This is a genomic window from Chlamydiifrater volucris (genome assembly GCF_902806995.1).
Classification (GTDB): Bacteria; Chlamydiota; Chlamydiia; order Chlamydiales; family Chlamydiaceae; genus Chlamydiifrater; species Chlamydiifrater volucris.
Genome location: NZ_LR777654.1, coordinates 378,475 through 391,769 on the forward strand (window position 1 = coordinate 378,475; position 13,295 = coordinate 391,769).

The window sequence follows — 13,295 nt, forward strand, 5'->3', positions numbered from 1 at the left end:
TAGGGATTGTATTTATCTTCTCAAAACAACTTTCTCTGCTTTTAAAGCCAAAAATAATGGAAATTCTTCTCTAGCAAGGTTTTCTGCTCGACCTCGTTTTCCATAGGACTGTTTAGGAGAAATCCACTCCTCTAGATCGGTTAAATGAAATTTATTTTTTCTTAGAGCTGATATCCAAAAGCTTAGTGGAAAGTGGAAAGACCAGGTAAGTGCAGAATTCCTCCTACTTGGATTATTTTGTATGGGTATTTTTTGCTTAGAAAGATATCGGTCTAATCTTCGATACATGAGTTTTTGATCTTCATCATACCCCCATGAGGACAACCTAGGAATCCGGAAGCAGGGATGATTTAACACGATCACAAATAAACCACCGTTTCTTAGTAGGTTGCTCGCATGTGTTATAGCGATTTCTGGATTGGTCATATTCTGTAGAGATAATATAGCAACAGCTTTTGAAGCTTTTCCTAAATAGGGATGGGCTTTTGAAGGTAATTCTGGTTTAGTGAGATCTGCTACAACGAAAGAGTGGTTCGGGGTTGTTCTACTATTTTCAGCTATTTTTATAAGTTCTTTTGAGATATCTAGTCCCAAATATTTAGAGTCTTTTGAGATGTTTTTTTCAAAAACTCCTTGGCCGCACCCAAGATCTACAAAAATATCTTCAGAAGAGTTTTCCAAGAATGTTTGTAAATTGGGTAAGATTACTTCTTTGTGGTAGAAATGCCCCTCGAATCCAACAATAGAGTGATACTCTTTGGCTACTTTGCTCCAAGATGTATAGGGATGATGTTTTTTTTCGATGTTTTTTTGAAAAGTATGTCTATTGATTCCGGTATGTTGTTTTTTTTGATTTTTCATAGTTGCTTGGATATGCATTACAGTAAGAAAAAAGGGCACTTTGAAGTGCCCTCTTTTCAGTTTTTACTAATCGGATAAACAACTAGAGACTAGTCGACCTCGTCGTCGTCACCTTCACCAGTGGTTCCGGTTGTTACTGTGGAGCTGCCTTCGTCTTTAGTCTCTTCAGCTTCAACAGATTTTTCCTTGGAAGAGTCTTTTGAAGAGACTTCCTCAGTACCTGAACCTTCTGTGCCTGCAGCTAATTTTTCTTCAGAAGCTTTTGCCCCTGTCGGAGATCCTGCGCGAGGAGTCGACGTCCCTTCGGTTCTTTGTGTATCGTGGTCATCCATAGCAGCAGATCCGGAAGAAAGGTCCACAGCCTCATCTATAGCCTTTTGTAGCATGGCAACTAGGGAGGCAATCTCCAATTTCGTCCGGATAAGATCTCTCAAAGCTTCATCCTGGAGAGTAGTCCTCTGTATATCTGCCAAATCTTTATCAGAAAGGTAGCGCTCCAGCCTACTCTGGAATTCGTTTAGTTGCGCAACTAATTTTAGCTGATCATTAGCAGCTAAAGACATCTGTCTAGTTAACTCAACCTGTTCTTGCGTTGCTTCAGCTTGCTCCTTAGCTACTGCAGCCTGCTTTTCAGCAGCTTCAGACTGTTTTCTAGTTGCCTCAGCTTGCTTCTGTATGGACCTTAGGAGCTCTCCTTTTGTGAACTTTAGTTGGTCAACTGTTTGCGACAGCTCTTGGTTTAAAGCTGCTTGGATTGCTGACTCTTTTTTAAGTCCCTCTAAAGCTTCTTTTTGTTGGCTACAGCAATCTTTCAATTCTTTGAGTTCATCCGATCGTTGACGCATTTCTTCAAGCATTTCCTCAATGCCCTGTTTTGAAATAGTAGACTCAAGAAGGCTTACAGTGGCTTGCAGGGAAAGGACTAACTGCTGTATGGCTTCATTTCCTTCATCCATGACCTTGGAAGCAGAGGCGATACCTGCCAATCCTTCTCTAGATTGAGCTAACACGGTTGAAAGAGCTTCTGTTGTGGCTTTTAGGTCTACGGAAGTATCCGTTAGCTGGAGGGAGGCTTTTTCCAAGTCCTCCCCGACGATTGCGAGCTGCTTAGCGGAAAACTTCATGGATTCACTGGTTTTTTTAAGATTTGCATTAGTCGCCGACAGAGATTCATTAGTTTCTGTCAGAGACTCATTAACGCTCTTCAGGCCTGATACTTGGCTAGTTAATTGCGCGTTTTCTGCAGAGAATTTATCTACCTCAAATTCGAGTTGGCGTACTGTTGACAAGAAACCACCTCTGTTAAGGGCTAAGAGAGTCACGGCAAAAGCTACAGCACCGAGAACAGTCGCCGCTAACCCGAGAAGTAATTGCCCAGAAGCGACCATGCTAACGATCCCTAAGCCAGCAATTACCGCTAGGACAACTAGAGCGACTACTGAAGCGGCCTGGACTACCCTGTCAAGTAGGGGTACTTGCGAAGGAGTGACTGGTTTCTGGTTGTTAACGGAGGAAGTTCCCGACTCTAAGGTGACAGGAGAAGCTACTGGCATACTCATAATCTTTTCATTCTTTTTTGGGTTAAGAGGGGGAGTATTCTAAGAAAAGTTTTTATTTAATGTAAACAAAAACATCTTATTAACCAGATGACTTCACTCTTTCTTTAATATTTTGAAAGTGAATGACGTAAACTTTAATTTTATTTTATCTGGTTTTATTAAGGGGTCTTTTTTGCTCCAAAATTTTGGATAGGGACCCATTATTTGTAGATAGAAGCAAGAGATTTTTTGGAAAAGCTCTTAGGTAAATATCAATTTCTTATTATTGCTCTCGAATTATAATGACTTTCCGTTGTATAAACATCCCAGTTAACACAGGATCGTTCCTTGGAGTTGTTTTGAAGCGAGATCGAGTTTTAGTGGCCCCGTCTGTCATGGGAGCGGATCTATCAAGGTTGGGAGAGGAAGTGGCTTTGGTAGAGTCCTCAGGGGCTGATTTTCTACATATTGATGTCATGGATGGCCACTTTGTGCCCAACTTAACTTTTGGCCCAGATACTATTGCTGCCATAAACAGAACTTCAGATATTTTTCTGGAGGTCCATGCTATGATTTATAATCCTTTTGATTTTATCGAAAAATTTGTAGCGTCGGGTGCAGATAGGATAGTTGTTCACTTTGAGGCTTCGGAGGATGTAGAGGAATTATTGGCCTACATCAGAAGGTGTGGAGTTCAGTCTGGGGTGGCTTTTTCTCCAGAAACTTCTGTGGAATTTATTCCGAAGTTTTTTGGAAAAACAGATCTTATTTTGTTGATGTCCGTTCATCCTGGATTTTCCGGTCAAGAGTTTATTTCTGAAACTGTGGATCGGGTCAAATTTGTCAGACAGGAACTTGACAAAGCTGTAGAAGATGGGATTTCCCCCTGCCTCATCGAAGTGGATGGTGGTATTGATGACCATTCGGCCTATAGTTGTGTTGAAGCAGGGGCTAACGCTCTGGTGGCGGCGTCATATTTGTTTAAAGGAGATAACAGTGTCGAGGCCATGCAGCAAAGAATAGCTTTACTAAGGGGATAAAATTGCTATGGTGCTAAGTAATCAACTCTCAGCGGGGATGTTTGTTTCTCTAAAGGATGGTTTGTTTAAAATTGTGTCCGTGGAGAAGATAACAGGTCCCAAAGGGGATGTGTTCTTTAAGGTTTCTCTGAGGTCTCCTGACTCAGACGTTGTCATGGAGAGGAATTTTAAATCTGGTCAGGAAGTTAAAGAAGCTCAGTTTGAGAGCAGAACGCTAGAGTATTTATACGTGGAAGGGTCTTCATATCTCTTTTTAGATCTTGGCGATTACGAGAAGATTTTGATATCAAGAGAAATTATGAAGGATAAGAATCTTTTATTGAAGGCAGGCACTACCGTTACAGCTTTGGTGCATGGAGATACGGTCTTCTCTGTTGAGCTTCCTAACTTTTTGGAGCTTATGGTGTCAAAGACGGATTTTCCTGGTGAGGACATGCCTATTTCTGGGGGAGCAAAAAAGGCGCTCTTAGAAACAGGTATAGAGATCTTGGTGCCTCCGTTCATTGAAATTGGTGACGTTATCAAAATCGATACTCGAACCTGCGAGTATATTCAAAGGGTATGATAAACATATAAGAGCGTTATGGACTTAAAACAAATAGAAAAGCTAATGATCGCCATGGGGCGTAATGGGATGAAGCGTTTCGTTATCAAAAGGGAAGGGCTTGAATTGGAGTTAGAGAAAGAGTCTGGCCAATTCAGTGAGGTGCCAGGTTTTTACGATGGTAGGTTGTTTTCTGGTTTTTCTAGAGAGAAGCCTATTCCTTCAGATCCTATTAGCAAAGAAACACCTGAAGATAGGTCTGCTGACAAAGGTTCTTCAGAGCCTGATGTTGGGTCTTTCATCAGTTCTCCCTTGGTTGGGACATTTTATAGCGCTCCATCGCCGGATTCTCCTCCTTTTGTGAAGCCTGGAGATACTGTTTCAGAAGATACTATTGTCTGTATTGTAGAAGCTATGAAGGTAATGAATGAAGTTAAGGCAGGAGTTAGTGGTAAAGTTGTGGAAGTCTTGCTAACTAATGGAGATCCGGTTCAGTTTGGATCAAAGCTTTTTCGGGTGATGAAGGTTGATTAATGAAGAAAGTTCTTATAGCTAATAGGGGGGAAATTGCCGTTAGGATTATTCGAGCCTGCCACGATTTAGGATTATCCACGGTAGCGGTTTATTCTCAAGCTGATGAGGAGGCTCTCCACGTGCTACTTGCTGATGAGGCTGTGTGTATCGGTGAGTCCCAGGCTTCAAAATCATATCTCAAGATAGCCAACATTCTAGCTGCTTGCGAGATTACGGGTGCTGATGCTGTGCATCCTGGGTACGGATTTCTCAGCGAAAATGCTAATTTTGCTTCTATTTCTGAGAGCTGTGGCCTAACCTTTATAGGCCCTAGCTCAGAATCAATAGCTACTATGGGAGATAAAGTTGCTGCTAAAAATCTAGCCAGAAAGGTGAAATGCCCCATTATCCCTGGTTCTCCGGGTGTTGTAGCGGATGAGGCAGAGGGATTGAAAATTGCAGAAAAGATTGGTTTCCCTGTCGTAATCAAAGCAGTTGCCGGTGGAGGAGGCAGGGGTATACGAATAGTCCGTTCCAGAGATGAGTTCTATAGAGCTTTTTCTGCTGCTAGAGCGGAGGCGGAAGCGGGATTTAATAATCCTGATGTCTATATAGAAAAGTTTATCGAAAATCCAAGGCATTTGGAAGTTCAGGTGTTGGGAGATAAGCATGGTAATTATGTTCATATAGGAGAGAGGGACTGTACCTTGCAACGCCGAAGACAAAAACTTATAGAGGAGACCCCCAGTCCTATTTTGACTCCGGAGATACGTCGTAAAGTGGGAGCAATGGCTGTTGAATTAGCTAGAAATGCAGGATATTATTCAGCAGGTACTGTGGAGTTTCTCCTCGACAAGGACAAAAAGTTCTATTTCATGGAGATGAATACTCGCATTCAAGTGGAGCATACTATTACAGAAGAAATTTCCGGAATAGATTTGGTTAAGGAGCAAATACGTATTGCTCAAGGCGAGAAACTTTCTTGGAAACAGAAAAACATTAAGTTTTCTGGTCACGTCATTCAGTGTAGGATCAATGCAGAAGATCCAGGTAATAATTTTGCGCCTTCGCCAGGAAGGTTAGATTATTATTTACCTCCGGCAGGGCCTTCGGTGCGTGTTGATGGAGCATGTTACAGTGGATATGTTATTCCTCCTTACTACGATTCCATGATCGCAAAGGTAATTGTGAGAGGTAAGGACAGGGAGGAGGCTATAGCTATAATGAAAAGGGCTTTAAAAGAATTTCACATAGGTGGAGTTCATTCTACAATACCCTTTCATCAGTTCATGTTGAATAATGAAGATTTTGTCAATTCGAATTATGACATCAATTATATAGACAATCTTCTGGCTCAAGGGGAGCCTATAATATAAATTTCTTTAATTCTGTTGTTGACACGAATTAACAAGAGAAAAGAAGAGGCTCCTTTAACACGGAGCGGGAGTCTCTTCTAAGAAGGAAGCAAGGGCTGTCATTAGGTTATAGCAAAGAACGCTTTCTATTGAGCATGCCTTTTCTAGTAGTTTTTTTCCATCGCTTATTAAAGCAAGTTCAGAATCCATTTCGCTAAGGTGGCCCATCTCCTCTACGAGAATAGATTTTATGGTTATAGGATTTTGAGTATCTTTCAGTAGATCGTTGTAGATGGTATATAGCTCCAAGGCTCTCAGTTCTATGGCGTATGTGACCAAGATGTATGCCGTAGATCTGAGTTCAAATCCTGTTAGGTTGTATTCGTTGCGTAAGAACTTGGTTGTTTGTAGATCTAAAGAATGAAGGTAGTATCTTGAAGACAATCCGCCTAAGGTAGAGTCATAGCTATAGGAGGGTAAAAAGTTGTTAGTGATCCTGTGGATTTGTGTTTTCAAGTAGTAAGCATGTCGAAATTCTTCAAAGGCATGTTTCAAGATTTCCTCTTTTACTAAGATGGGGTGTTCGCTGGCAGCTATCTTTCTTGCTCCGCTGTTCTCCATATAGGATAAGGTGTTCACCCACCTAGCGTGAATATTGGGATCGTTGATAATTTTTGAAAGCAAGCTTTTCATTTGTAGTGAGTAGGAGACAAAAGTTATTGGGGGATTTGGCATAGCACCTCTATAAGATGTGAATAAATAAAATCTAGGTCATTCAGAGACACACAATAAGGTGGAAGGACATAGACAGTATTTCCTAGAGGTCTTAGAAGTATCCCTCTCTTTAAAAAAGCTTTAGATAAGTAATTTCTAAGCTCGGAGAAGTAAGATTTTAGAGAATCTGGATAATCCAAAATTAATATTGTTCCTAGTACCTCGCATCGCGGCCACCTGTGCCCATGCTCCTCCTGGAACTGTTTGTGGTAATTTTCTATAAGAATTCTTTGCACTGTGCATCTTTCTGATTTTGTAATTTTTAGTGAGGCTAAAGCTGCCGCGCAACCTAGGGGATTTGCTGTATAAGTATGTCCATGTAAGAAAGCTTTTTTCCTGTCTTCAGATAAAAATCCCTCATAGATTTCTTGCGTTGTGACAGTGAGAGCTAGGGGAAGAAATCCTCCAGTAAGCCCTTTAGAAAGGCAAATGATATCGGGTTGTTCCTCCATATGGGAGGAGGCAAACATAGGGCCTGTACGGCCAAAACCTGTTAGCACTTCATCGGCAATACAGATAACGCCGGTTTTCTTTGCCAGAGATAAGATTTGATTGAAAGCTTCAGCATTGAAAACTTTCATCCCTCCAGCGCCTTGTAAGACTGGTTCATAAATGAAGGCAGCAATATCCGCATTATTATTGAAGAGTTCTTCTGCTGCCTCTATGGACTGATTTTCTTTACCAGGATAGGGTGGGGTAAGTGTTAAAGTTTCGAAAAGAAAAGAATCAAAGGTTGTAGTAAAGCTACCGCTGCTCAGCGACATTGCTCCGAAAGTATCTCCATGATAGCTATTTTCTAGTTTGACGATTCGATTTTTGGGAATTCCTTGATTTTTAAAGTATTGGATTGCCATTTTAGTGGCTATCTCTACAGAGGTGGATCCGTTATCAGAAAAGAAGCCTTTGCACAACCCTTTAGGAAGCAATGGCACTAATTGCTCCATTAAAGAAATTGCTGGGGAGTGGGTCATTTCAGCAAAGATCACTTGTTCTAAAGTTCTAGCTTGCTTGTAGATGCTCTTAGCTATCAATGGGTGTGCATGCCCGTGCAAGTTGCACCACCAAGATGAAATTGCGTCTAAATATCGGTTTTTTTCAGAATACAGATAGCATCCTTTAGCTTTTGTAACAACAATAGGAGAGGCATCTGTAGCATGTTGTGTAAATGGATGCCATACATATTCCAAATCTTTTTTAGTTAGAATATCATTTTGCATAACGACCAATCATAAGCGTAGTTGTTAACAATTTCTGGGGAGAAATTAGTTTCTCGATTTATATTTCCTATAATGGGGAGATTGAGCTTGCGTTCCAACCAAAGGGAGTCTTCGTGGTCATACTCATTGAGGATGACTCCTAAAAGGGTCAGATTTCGTCTTTGCATGGCTTCCACCGTTAGCAATGTATGATTGATACTCCCTAGGTAGTTGCGACATACAATTACCCAACGGCTATTGGTCTCGGATAGAATATCTCCCTGAGAGCGATGATGGAACGGAGACAAAAATCCTCCGGACATTTCTACGACCAAAGGATTATCAGTTTTAGGGAATCGAAGAGAAGACTCATCGAGGGATATGCCTTCAACTTCCGACGCCTTATGTGGCGATAGTTCATGCTTTAATAAGTAGGCTTCAGGATGGCAAACGCATTGCGTCAGATACCGAACCTGATCACTGTCCCTATTGTCCAAGGATCCAGCCTGAATAGGTTTCCAGTAGTCCGCGCTAAGCATTCTAACCAAGATAGCCGAAGCCAGAGTCTTACCGACCCCTGTATTAATTCCAGATACTATTACGTTCATTTGAGTGTTGATCGCTGGCGTTTTGATAGCTCCTTTTTAGTGGAGCACAGCGATTACGGGGAGATTATAGAAGAAAAAATCTTTTTTCCCTAGAAAGCTCTCAGTTTTCTTTTGCATAACTAGGTAATTTTATTGGCTGAATTTAAAAGTTCTAGGAGAAGAGAGACCTCTTGAAGGGTATTAAAAGAGTGTAAACAAATTCTAAGAATTTCACAGTTTTTTTGCACAGTTGGACTAACTATAGATCTGACGTCGAATCCAGCGTTTTGGCATAGAGAAGAAGCTCTTTTAGCGTTGTCTGCTCCGGGGAAGAGCATGGGTTGTATACATGTTTGAGAAGGGAAAGCTCTTCGGAGCATATGTTTTTCCGTTAACTCTTGAAAATAAGAGATCAAAGAATTTAAATACTCCCTATCCTTTGAAGCTTTTTCGACGCATCGATAAGAGTGACGGATTTCTTCTACAATTAGAGGAGGAAGTGCAGTGCTATACACCAGAGGCCTACAGTAATTTACCAGATACTCTTTGAGTAAAGAACTTCCCGTTATGGCTGCTCCGAAGATCCCAAAGGCTTTACCAAAGGTGTATACCGTAGCAAAGACTGACTTTTGTAATCCTAGGTAGGGAACTAATCCTTCTCCATATTCTCCGTAGAGGCCTCCAGAATGCGCTTCATCAACGATAAGAAGAGCCTCGTTTTCGGAGCAAAGTTTAGCTATTTGTTTTAAAGGGGAGAGAGAGCCATTCATAGAGAAGAGTGATTCTGTGCAGACGAATGTATTCCCCGGGTGTTTGGTTTCGAGACGTCTTTTTAGGTGATTTAGATCATTATGTTTGAATGGAAAAGCTTTGGCTCTAGAAAGCCTTATGCCATCAAGGATAGAGGAATGGACATGGGTATCGTATAAAATTCGATCCTCAGGAAATGCTACACTGGAAATTAAGCCCATGTTTGCCGCATAACCAGAGTTGCAGACTAAAGCACTTTCTACTTTATGAAATTTAGCGATCTCCTCTTCTAATTTTTCGTAGGTTGAGGAGTGACCTGTAAGCAGACGGGACCCCGTAGACCCTTTGGCATTTCGGGATGAAAAACCAGCTTTCAGAGAGCAACACCCCATCCTAGAGATTCCCAGATAATCGTTAGAAGCAAAATCAACCTTAGCTGAGTTATGGTTCAAAGAAAGGGATCGTAAAATGCCTTTTGATTGCCGTTGCTCTAGAGCTTTCTTTAGGAATCGTTCTTTGAACATGGGTTCCCTCTACTCTTCATAAAGGAGGGGCGGGGTTTCATTCCTAACAATTCCAACATAGCTTTGTCATCCTCCATGGAGTTATTTTCCACTGTTAACAGTTTTTCTCCAAAAAAGATAGAATTTGCTCCAGCTATAAAACACAATGTTTGTTGTTCCATGCTAAGGAACGCTCGTCCTGCAGACATCCTGACCATGGAGTAAGGGAATACTATGCGAGCAGTTGCTAGAGTCCGTAAGATATCCCAAAAAGGTATTGGAGGAGAATCTTCCAAAGGAGTGCCCTTTACTGGCCACAGAATATTCACAGGAACGGATTCTGGAGGGTGTTCTCTTGAAGCAAGCACGTGAAACATCTTGGCTCTGTCAAGCATTGTTTCTCCCATTCCTATGATTCCCCCGCAGCAAACGCTGATACCTGCTTCTTGGACAACATCTAAGGTGTTAAGACGGTCTTCATATTTTCTTGTGGAGATGATGGTCTCATAAAATTCCGGGGAGGAGTCCACGTTATGGTTATATGCAAACAAACCAGCTTCAGCAAGTTTTTTAGCTTGGTCAGGTGCCAGCATTCCTAAGGCACAACAAACCTCTGCACCCATATCTGTGATGGATTTAACCATTTCTAGAACACGATCGAACTGATGATTATTTTTCACATTTCTCCAAGCAGCTCCCAAACATATTCGAGTGGCGCCATTTTTGATGGCTAACCTTGCGTTTTCTACAACATCCACTATCTTCATCATTGCTTCTGGAGAGACATGTGTGTTGTATCTGGAGGACTGTGCACAATAAGCGCAGTCCTCGACACAACCGCCAGTTTTTACTGACATAAGATAGCAAGTTTGAAGTTCTGAAGGAGGGAAATTGGAGCGGAGAACACCATTCGCTCTATGGATGAGTTCGAATAATGGCGAGTTAAGTATTTCTAAAATCTCCTCCAAAGAGAAAGAAGGATTGGTCCGTAAAGTGTCTGTCATGCAAGATTAAAGTCCTGGAAAGTTAATTTTCCTAAGAGAGTTTACTTGTTGATAGTAGAAAGTCAACAATCTTTTCTACAAGTTAGTTATTTTCAAAAAGTTTTAACAAAATTATCCTGTTTATTCTTTGTATGGGGAATCCCTAATCTTTTTGTTTTTATTTTTTCGGAGACAACATGTCTATTCCTAATAATTTTTCTTCCTTTTCTTCATCGGGCCCTGTTCTTGTTCCTTACGTGTCCAGATTTAGAAGCCCAGAAAGTTTTTCTAAAGAAGTTAGAATTTTTGTCGAAAATTGGCGAGTATCAGGACTTACTATTTCAGCAGAAGATGAAGATATGATAAGCGAATTATTTCAGTGCCTGGAGGGGCTTTCCGATGTACTTTCTCGACGAGATCTCATCACTTTAGACAGAGGCGACTATGCTAGAGTTCTTAGTTGCTACAGTCATTGTTTACATCTCTATGCGTCTCTCAAGGGTAAATTCTTCTTTCTTTGTAGGGATAAGAGAAGCATTCAGGAAAAATGTGTGCAAAAGGACCAAGATCTTTCTTTTGAAAAATCTTTTTTTCAGGATTCTAGTTCTGAGCGTTTTTCCACGCATTCTGTTTGTCCCAGTGGTGCAAATGCTTTTTTATTAGTTGTTGGTGTTTTTTTATCAGTAGCTATTTTCTTTATAATATTTGCTCCTCTGTTTTTCATTTCTTCATTGGGAATGTTTACTATGATGGCACTTGGATTAGGTGTAGCAGCGGCTGTGTGCGTGTCTTCTGTGGCTGTTATTTATCTTGTGACGAAGTGTTGCTTTTTGGGTAAGAGTGTCTAGCAGGGTTTCAAAAGATTGTTTATTGTTTTGAAAAGATGATTCTAATTACAATCAGCTGTTTTGTTTCAGCTTTGGTTTGGTGATGGCTAACTTTTTTGGCTTAGGAATTCGGGATAATGAAGGGCGGCCTCCCTCACTGGAGGATGAGTTTATTCCTTTTAGTGTTAAGGTTCCTTTACCAGAGAGAGACAAGGCTAAGAGGCTTTCCTATTTGGTCCGGGATCTAGTTCTATTTTCTTCGTTTTTGATGATTCTATTAACCTTTTCCGTTGTTGTCTCAGGAGTTTTTCTTTTAGGGATGTGGACGAGTCTAGGGATTTCTTTTGTTTTGACCACAGTTTTAATAGGAATGGTAGTTTGGTCCGTCCATAAGTGTTTTAGATCCTTTACAAGAGGCTTGGACGAAAAATCGTGAGAAGGATTGATCTGTAGTTTTCTATTTGGATTGATAAAACTTTTATATGATTGAATATCAATTGTTTGTTTATTTGCTCTAAAAGTATTTTTTTTGTTAGAATACTTTTCTTTATTGCTTTTTCTAGGTGTTTATTATGGCAATAAGTAGAACAATCGGTATTTTAGGTGCAGCTTCATCAATGGCTACCTTAGCGTACCTGTTGAATGAGGATGATAAAAAGTCTTCGGAAAAAAGAAGTCAGCTAGAGCGGTTGCCCGGGTACACTGTTTATACTAATGGGGATGCTGTCTATCTGAAGAACGACTTGGATCTATTAAAACAATCAATACAAAATTTATCTTTTCAGCTGCCTCCGTGGTTGATGGAAGAGATAGAAAATTTATCTAAAGAAGCTACTCGGTTGTGTGCTCTTTCACAAGTTTCTAGAGGAGATCCTCTGGGAGGTCTGGGAAGAGTTCAGGCAGCCTTTGATAGGTATTACTGTGTTAGAAAGCTTCTAAGAAGCGAATTTCACCTGGGGGATGAAGCTTGCTTTGGGGACATTAGGTATACAGGACCAGCATCCGGACCTATCTTCGTTAGATGTGTGAAAGAGAAGGTTACTGTTGACCCAGAAATAAAGTCTCATAGAGGTCTAGCTATAACAGGCCTAGTTTTGTCCATACTTGTTGGGATTGCCGGTATCATTGCTCTAGGTGTTTTGGCAGGTACAGGTATTATTGCGGTTCTCTTAGGTGTTGGAATATCTGTTGCTATTGTTTTGTCTTTAGTGGTACTGTCTTGTTCTGTCATTCGGAAATTGCTTCCTTCGGAGGATGTGCAGCTTAGGAGAATCAGGGTCAAGCCTCAAGATGTGGCAGAGCCTATAGAATGGAGAAGAATTTTCTCCATTGCTAACAACAAGTGGCATTAGATTTTTGAAGACAGCTAGAAGAGAGGGATTATTATGAGCACTGTCAATACAAACCCCGGGTCAACTCAGGAAGCTTCTGTGGCCATGACGGGGGGGGCAACGTCTAATTACGATCTTCAAACAGTAAGAGACTTGCAGCTAAGTCATTTGGTTATGATCAGCCGGAAAATGCTGTTCTTAACGGCGGGAATTATGGCCGTGTCTGCTGCTTGCCTTATAGCGGGGCTTTGTTTGGGATGGTTGAATATTGCTCTCGTAACAGCAATGGCCGTAACGCTTGTTCTAGGAGCTTTGGTTCTCTTGGGATCTCAGAGACTGGTGTACCAAGTTAAAAAAGAGAGTAGTTCTAGTCCTATAGAAAATCCTACCGGAGAGAGTTCTGTAGCACAGAATTCTGTGGCAGGGAGTTCTAGCATAGAAAATTCTTCCGTTTCTTAAATGTTTTGCGATCTTTTTCATTCGAGGGAGAGGT

15 protein-coding genes are annotated in these 13,295 nt (G+C 41.0%); 8 read left to right on the forward strand and 7 right to left on the reverse strand.

Features of this window, described 5'->3' with window-relative positions; translation table 11 throughout:
* Positions 1 to 12 precede the first annotated feature (12 nt).
* Both KJA62_RS01605 and KJA62_RS01610 read right to left on the reverse strand, forming a co-directional pair.
* Entirely contained in the window at positions 13 to 900 is an 888-nt protein-coding gene (locus KJA62_RS01605; protein ID WP_246481878.1) for a class I SAM-dependent methyltransferase, read from the reverse strand.
* 50 nt (positions 901 to 950) lie between these two features.
* Positions 951 to 2,420: a coiled-coil domain-containing protein gene (locus KJA62_RS01610; protein WP_213318297.1), complete on the reverse strand. Its 1,470-nt coding sequence runs from the start codon at positions 2,418 to 2,420 to the stop codon at positions 951 to 953.
* A gap of 338 nt (positions 2,421 to 2,758) precedes the next feature.
* Here KJA62_RS01610 and rpe point away from each other — a divergent pair, with 338 nt between their 5' ends.
* From rpe to accC, 4 genes are read left to right on the forward strand one after another with little or no spacing between them, the layout of a single operon-like run.
* A complete protein-coding gene (gene rpe / locus KJA62_RS01615) occupies positions 2,759 to 3,439 on the forward strand; it encodes a ribulose-phosphate 3-epimerase (RefSeq protein ID WP_246481879.1) in 681 nt (226 codons plus the stop codon).
* A gap of 7 nt (positions 3,440 to 3,446) precedes the next feature.
* A complete protein-coding gene (locus KJA62_RS01620) occupies positions 3,447 to 4,004 on the forward strand; it encodes an elongation factor P (protein WP_213318299.1) in 558 nt (185 codons plus the stop codon).
* An 18-nt stretch (positions 4,005 to 4,022) separates the two neighbouring features.
* Positions 4,023 to 4,517: an acetyl-CoA carboxylase biotin carboxyl carrier protein gene (gene accB / locus KJA62_RS01625; protein ID WP_213318300.1), complete on the forward strand. Its 495-nt coding sequence runs from the start codon at positions 4,023 to 4,025 to the stop codon at positions 4,515 to 4,517.
* Positions 4,517 to 5,872, forward strand: coding sequence for an acetyl-CoA carboxylase biotin carboxylase subunit (gene accC, locus KJA62_RS01630; RefSeq protein ID WP_213318301.1), 1,356 nt, complete (start codon positions 4,517 to 4,519; stop codon positions 5,870 to 5,872). Before accB ends, accC begins: the two co-directional genes overlap by 1 nt.
* A gap of 54 nt (positions 5,873 to 5,926) precedes the next feature.
* Here the strand turns inward: accC and KJA62_RS01635 are convergent, their stop codons facing one another.
* The 5 genes from KJA62_RS01635 to bioB all read right to left on the reverse strand — a co-directional run bounded on the left by KJA62_RS01635 (position 5,927) and on the right by bioB (position 10,665).
* Positions 5,927 to 6,586: a hypothetical protein gene (locus KJA62_RS01635; RefSeq protein ID WP_213318302.1), complete on the reverse strand. Its 660-nt coding sequence runs from the start codon at positions 6,584 to 6,586 to the stop codon at positions 5,927 to 5,929.
* Positions 6,568 to 7,842: an adenosylmethionine--8-amino-7-oxononanoate transaminase gene (gene bioA, locus KJA62_RS01640; RefSeq protein ID WP_213318303.1), complete on the reverse strand. Its 1,275-nt coding sequence runs from the start codon at positions 7,840 to 7,842 to the stop codon at positions 6,568 to 6,570. Before bioA ends, KJA62_RS01635 begins: the two co-directional genes overlap by 19 nt.
* Positions 7,824 to 8,429 carry a dethiobiotin synthase gene (bioD, locus tag KJA62_RS01645; protein WP_213318304.1) on the reverse strand — a complete coding sequence of 202 codons (606 nt, stop codon included), beginning with the start codon at positions 8,427 to 8,429 and terminating at the stop codon, positions 7,824 to 7,826. Before bioD ends, bioA begins: the two co-directional genes overlap by 19 nt.
* A gap of 119 nt (positions 8,430 to 8,548) precedes the next feature.
* A complete protein-coding gene (locus KJA62_RS01650) occupies positions 8,549 to 9,682 on the reverse strand; it encodes an aminotransferase class I/II-fold pyridoxal phosphate-dependent enzyme (RefSeq protein ID WP_213318305.1) in 1,134 nt (377 codons plus the stop codon).
* Positions 9,661 to 10,665: a biotin synthase BioB gene (gene bioB, locus KJA62_RS01655; protein ID WP_213318306.1), complete on the reverse strand. Its 1,005-nt coding sequence runs from the start codon at positions 10,663 to 10,665 to the stop codon at positions 9,661 to 9,663. The genes KJA62_RS01650 and bioB overlap by 22 nt, the downstream gene beginning before the upstream one ends.
* Positions 10,666 to 10,841: 176 nt before the next feature.
* On the opposite strand from bioB, the gene KJA62_RS01660 reads away from it, so the two are divergent.
* The 4 genes from KJA62_RS01660 (at position 10,842) to KJA62_RS01675 (ending at position 13,261) form a co-directional block, all read left to right on the forward strand.
* On the forward strand, positions 10,842 to 11,492 hold the full coding sequence (locus KJA62_RS01660; protein ID WP_213318307.1) for a hypothetical protein: 651 nt from the start codon (positions 10,842 to 10,844) through the stop codon (positions 11,490 to 11,492).
* A gap of 82 nt (positions 11,493 to 11,574) precedes the next feature.
* Positions 11,575 to 11,907 (forward strand): hypothetical protein, encoded by a 333-nt coding sequence (locus KJA62_RS01665; RefSeq protein WP_213318308.1) that lies wholly within the window; start codon positions 11,575 to 11,577, stop codon positions 11,905 to 11,907.
* Between the two features lie 136 nt (positions 11,908 to 12,043).
* Complete coding sequence (locus KJA62_RS01670; RefSeq protein ID WP_213318309.1) at positions 12,044 to 12,823, forward strand: hypothetical protein; 780 nt, start codon at positions 12,044 to 12,046, stop codon at positions 12,821 to 12,823.
* Positions 12,824 to 12,856: 33 nt separating this feature from the next.
* The gene (locus KJA62_RS01675) at positions 12,857 to 13,261 is read left to right on the forward strand and encodes a hypothetical protein (RefSeq protein WP_213318310.1); all 405 of its coding nucleotides are present in this window, start codon (positions 12,857 to 12,859) and stop codon (positions 13,259 to 13,261) included.
* Positions 13,262 to 13,295: the final 34 nt, after the last annotated feature.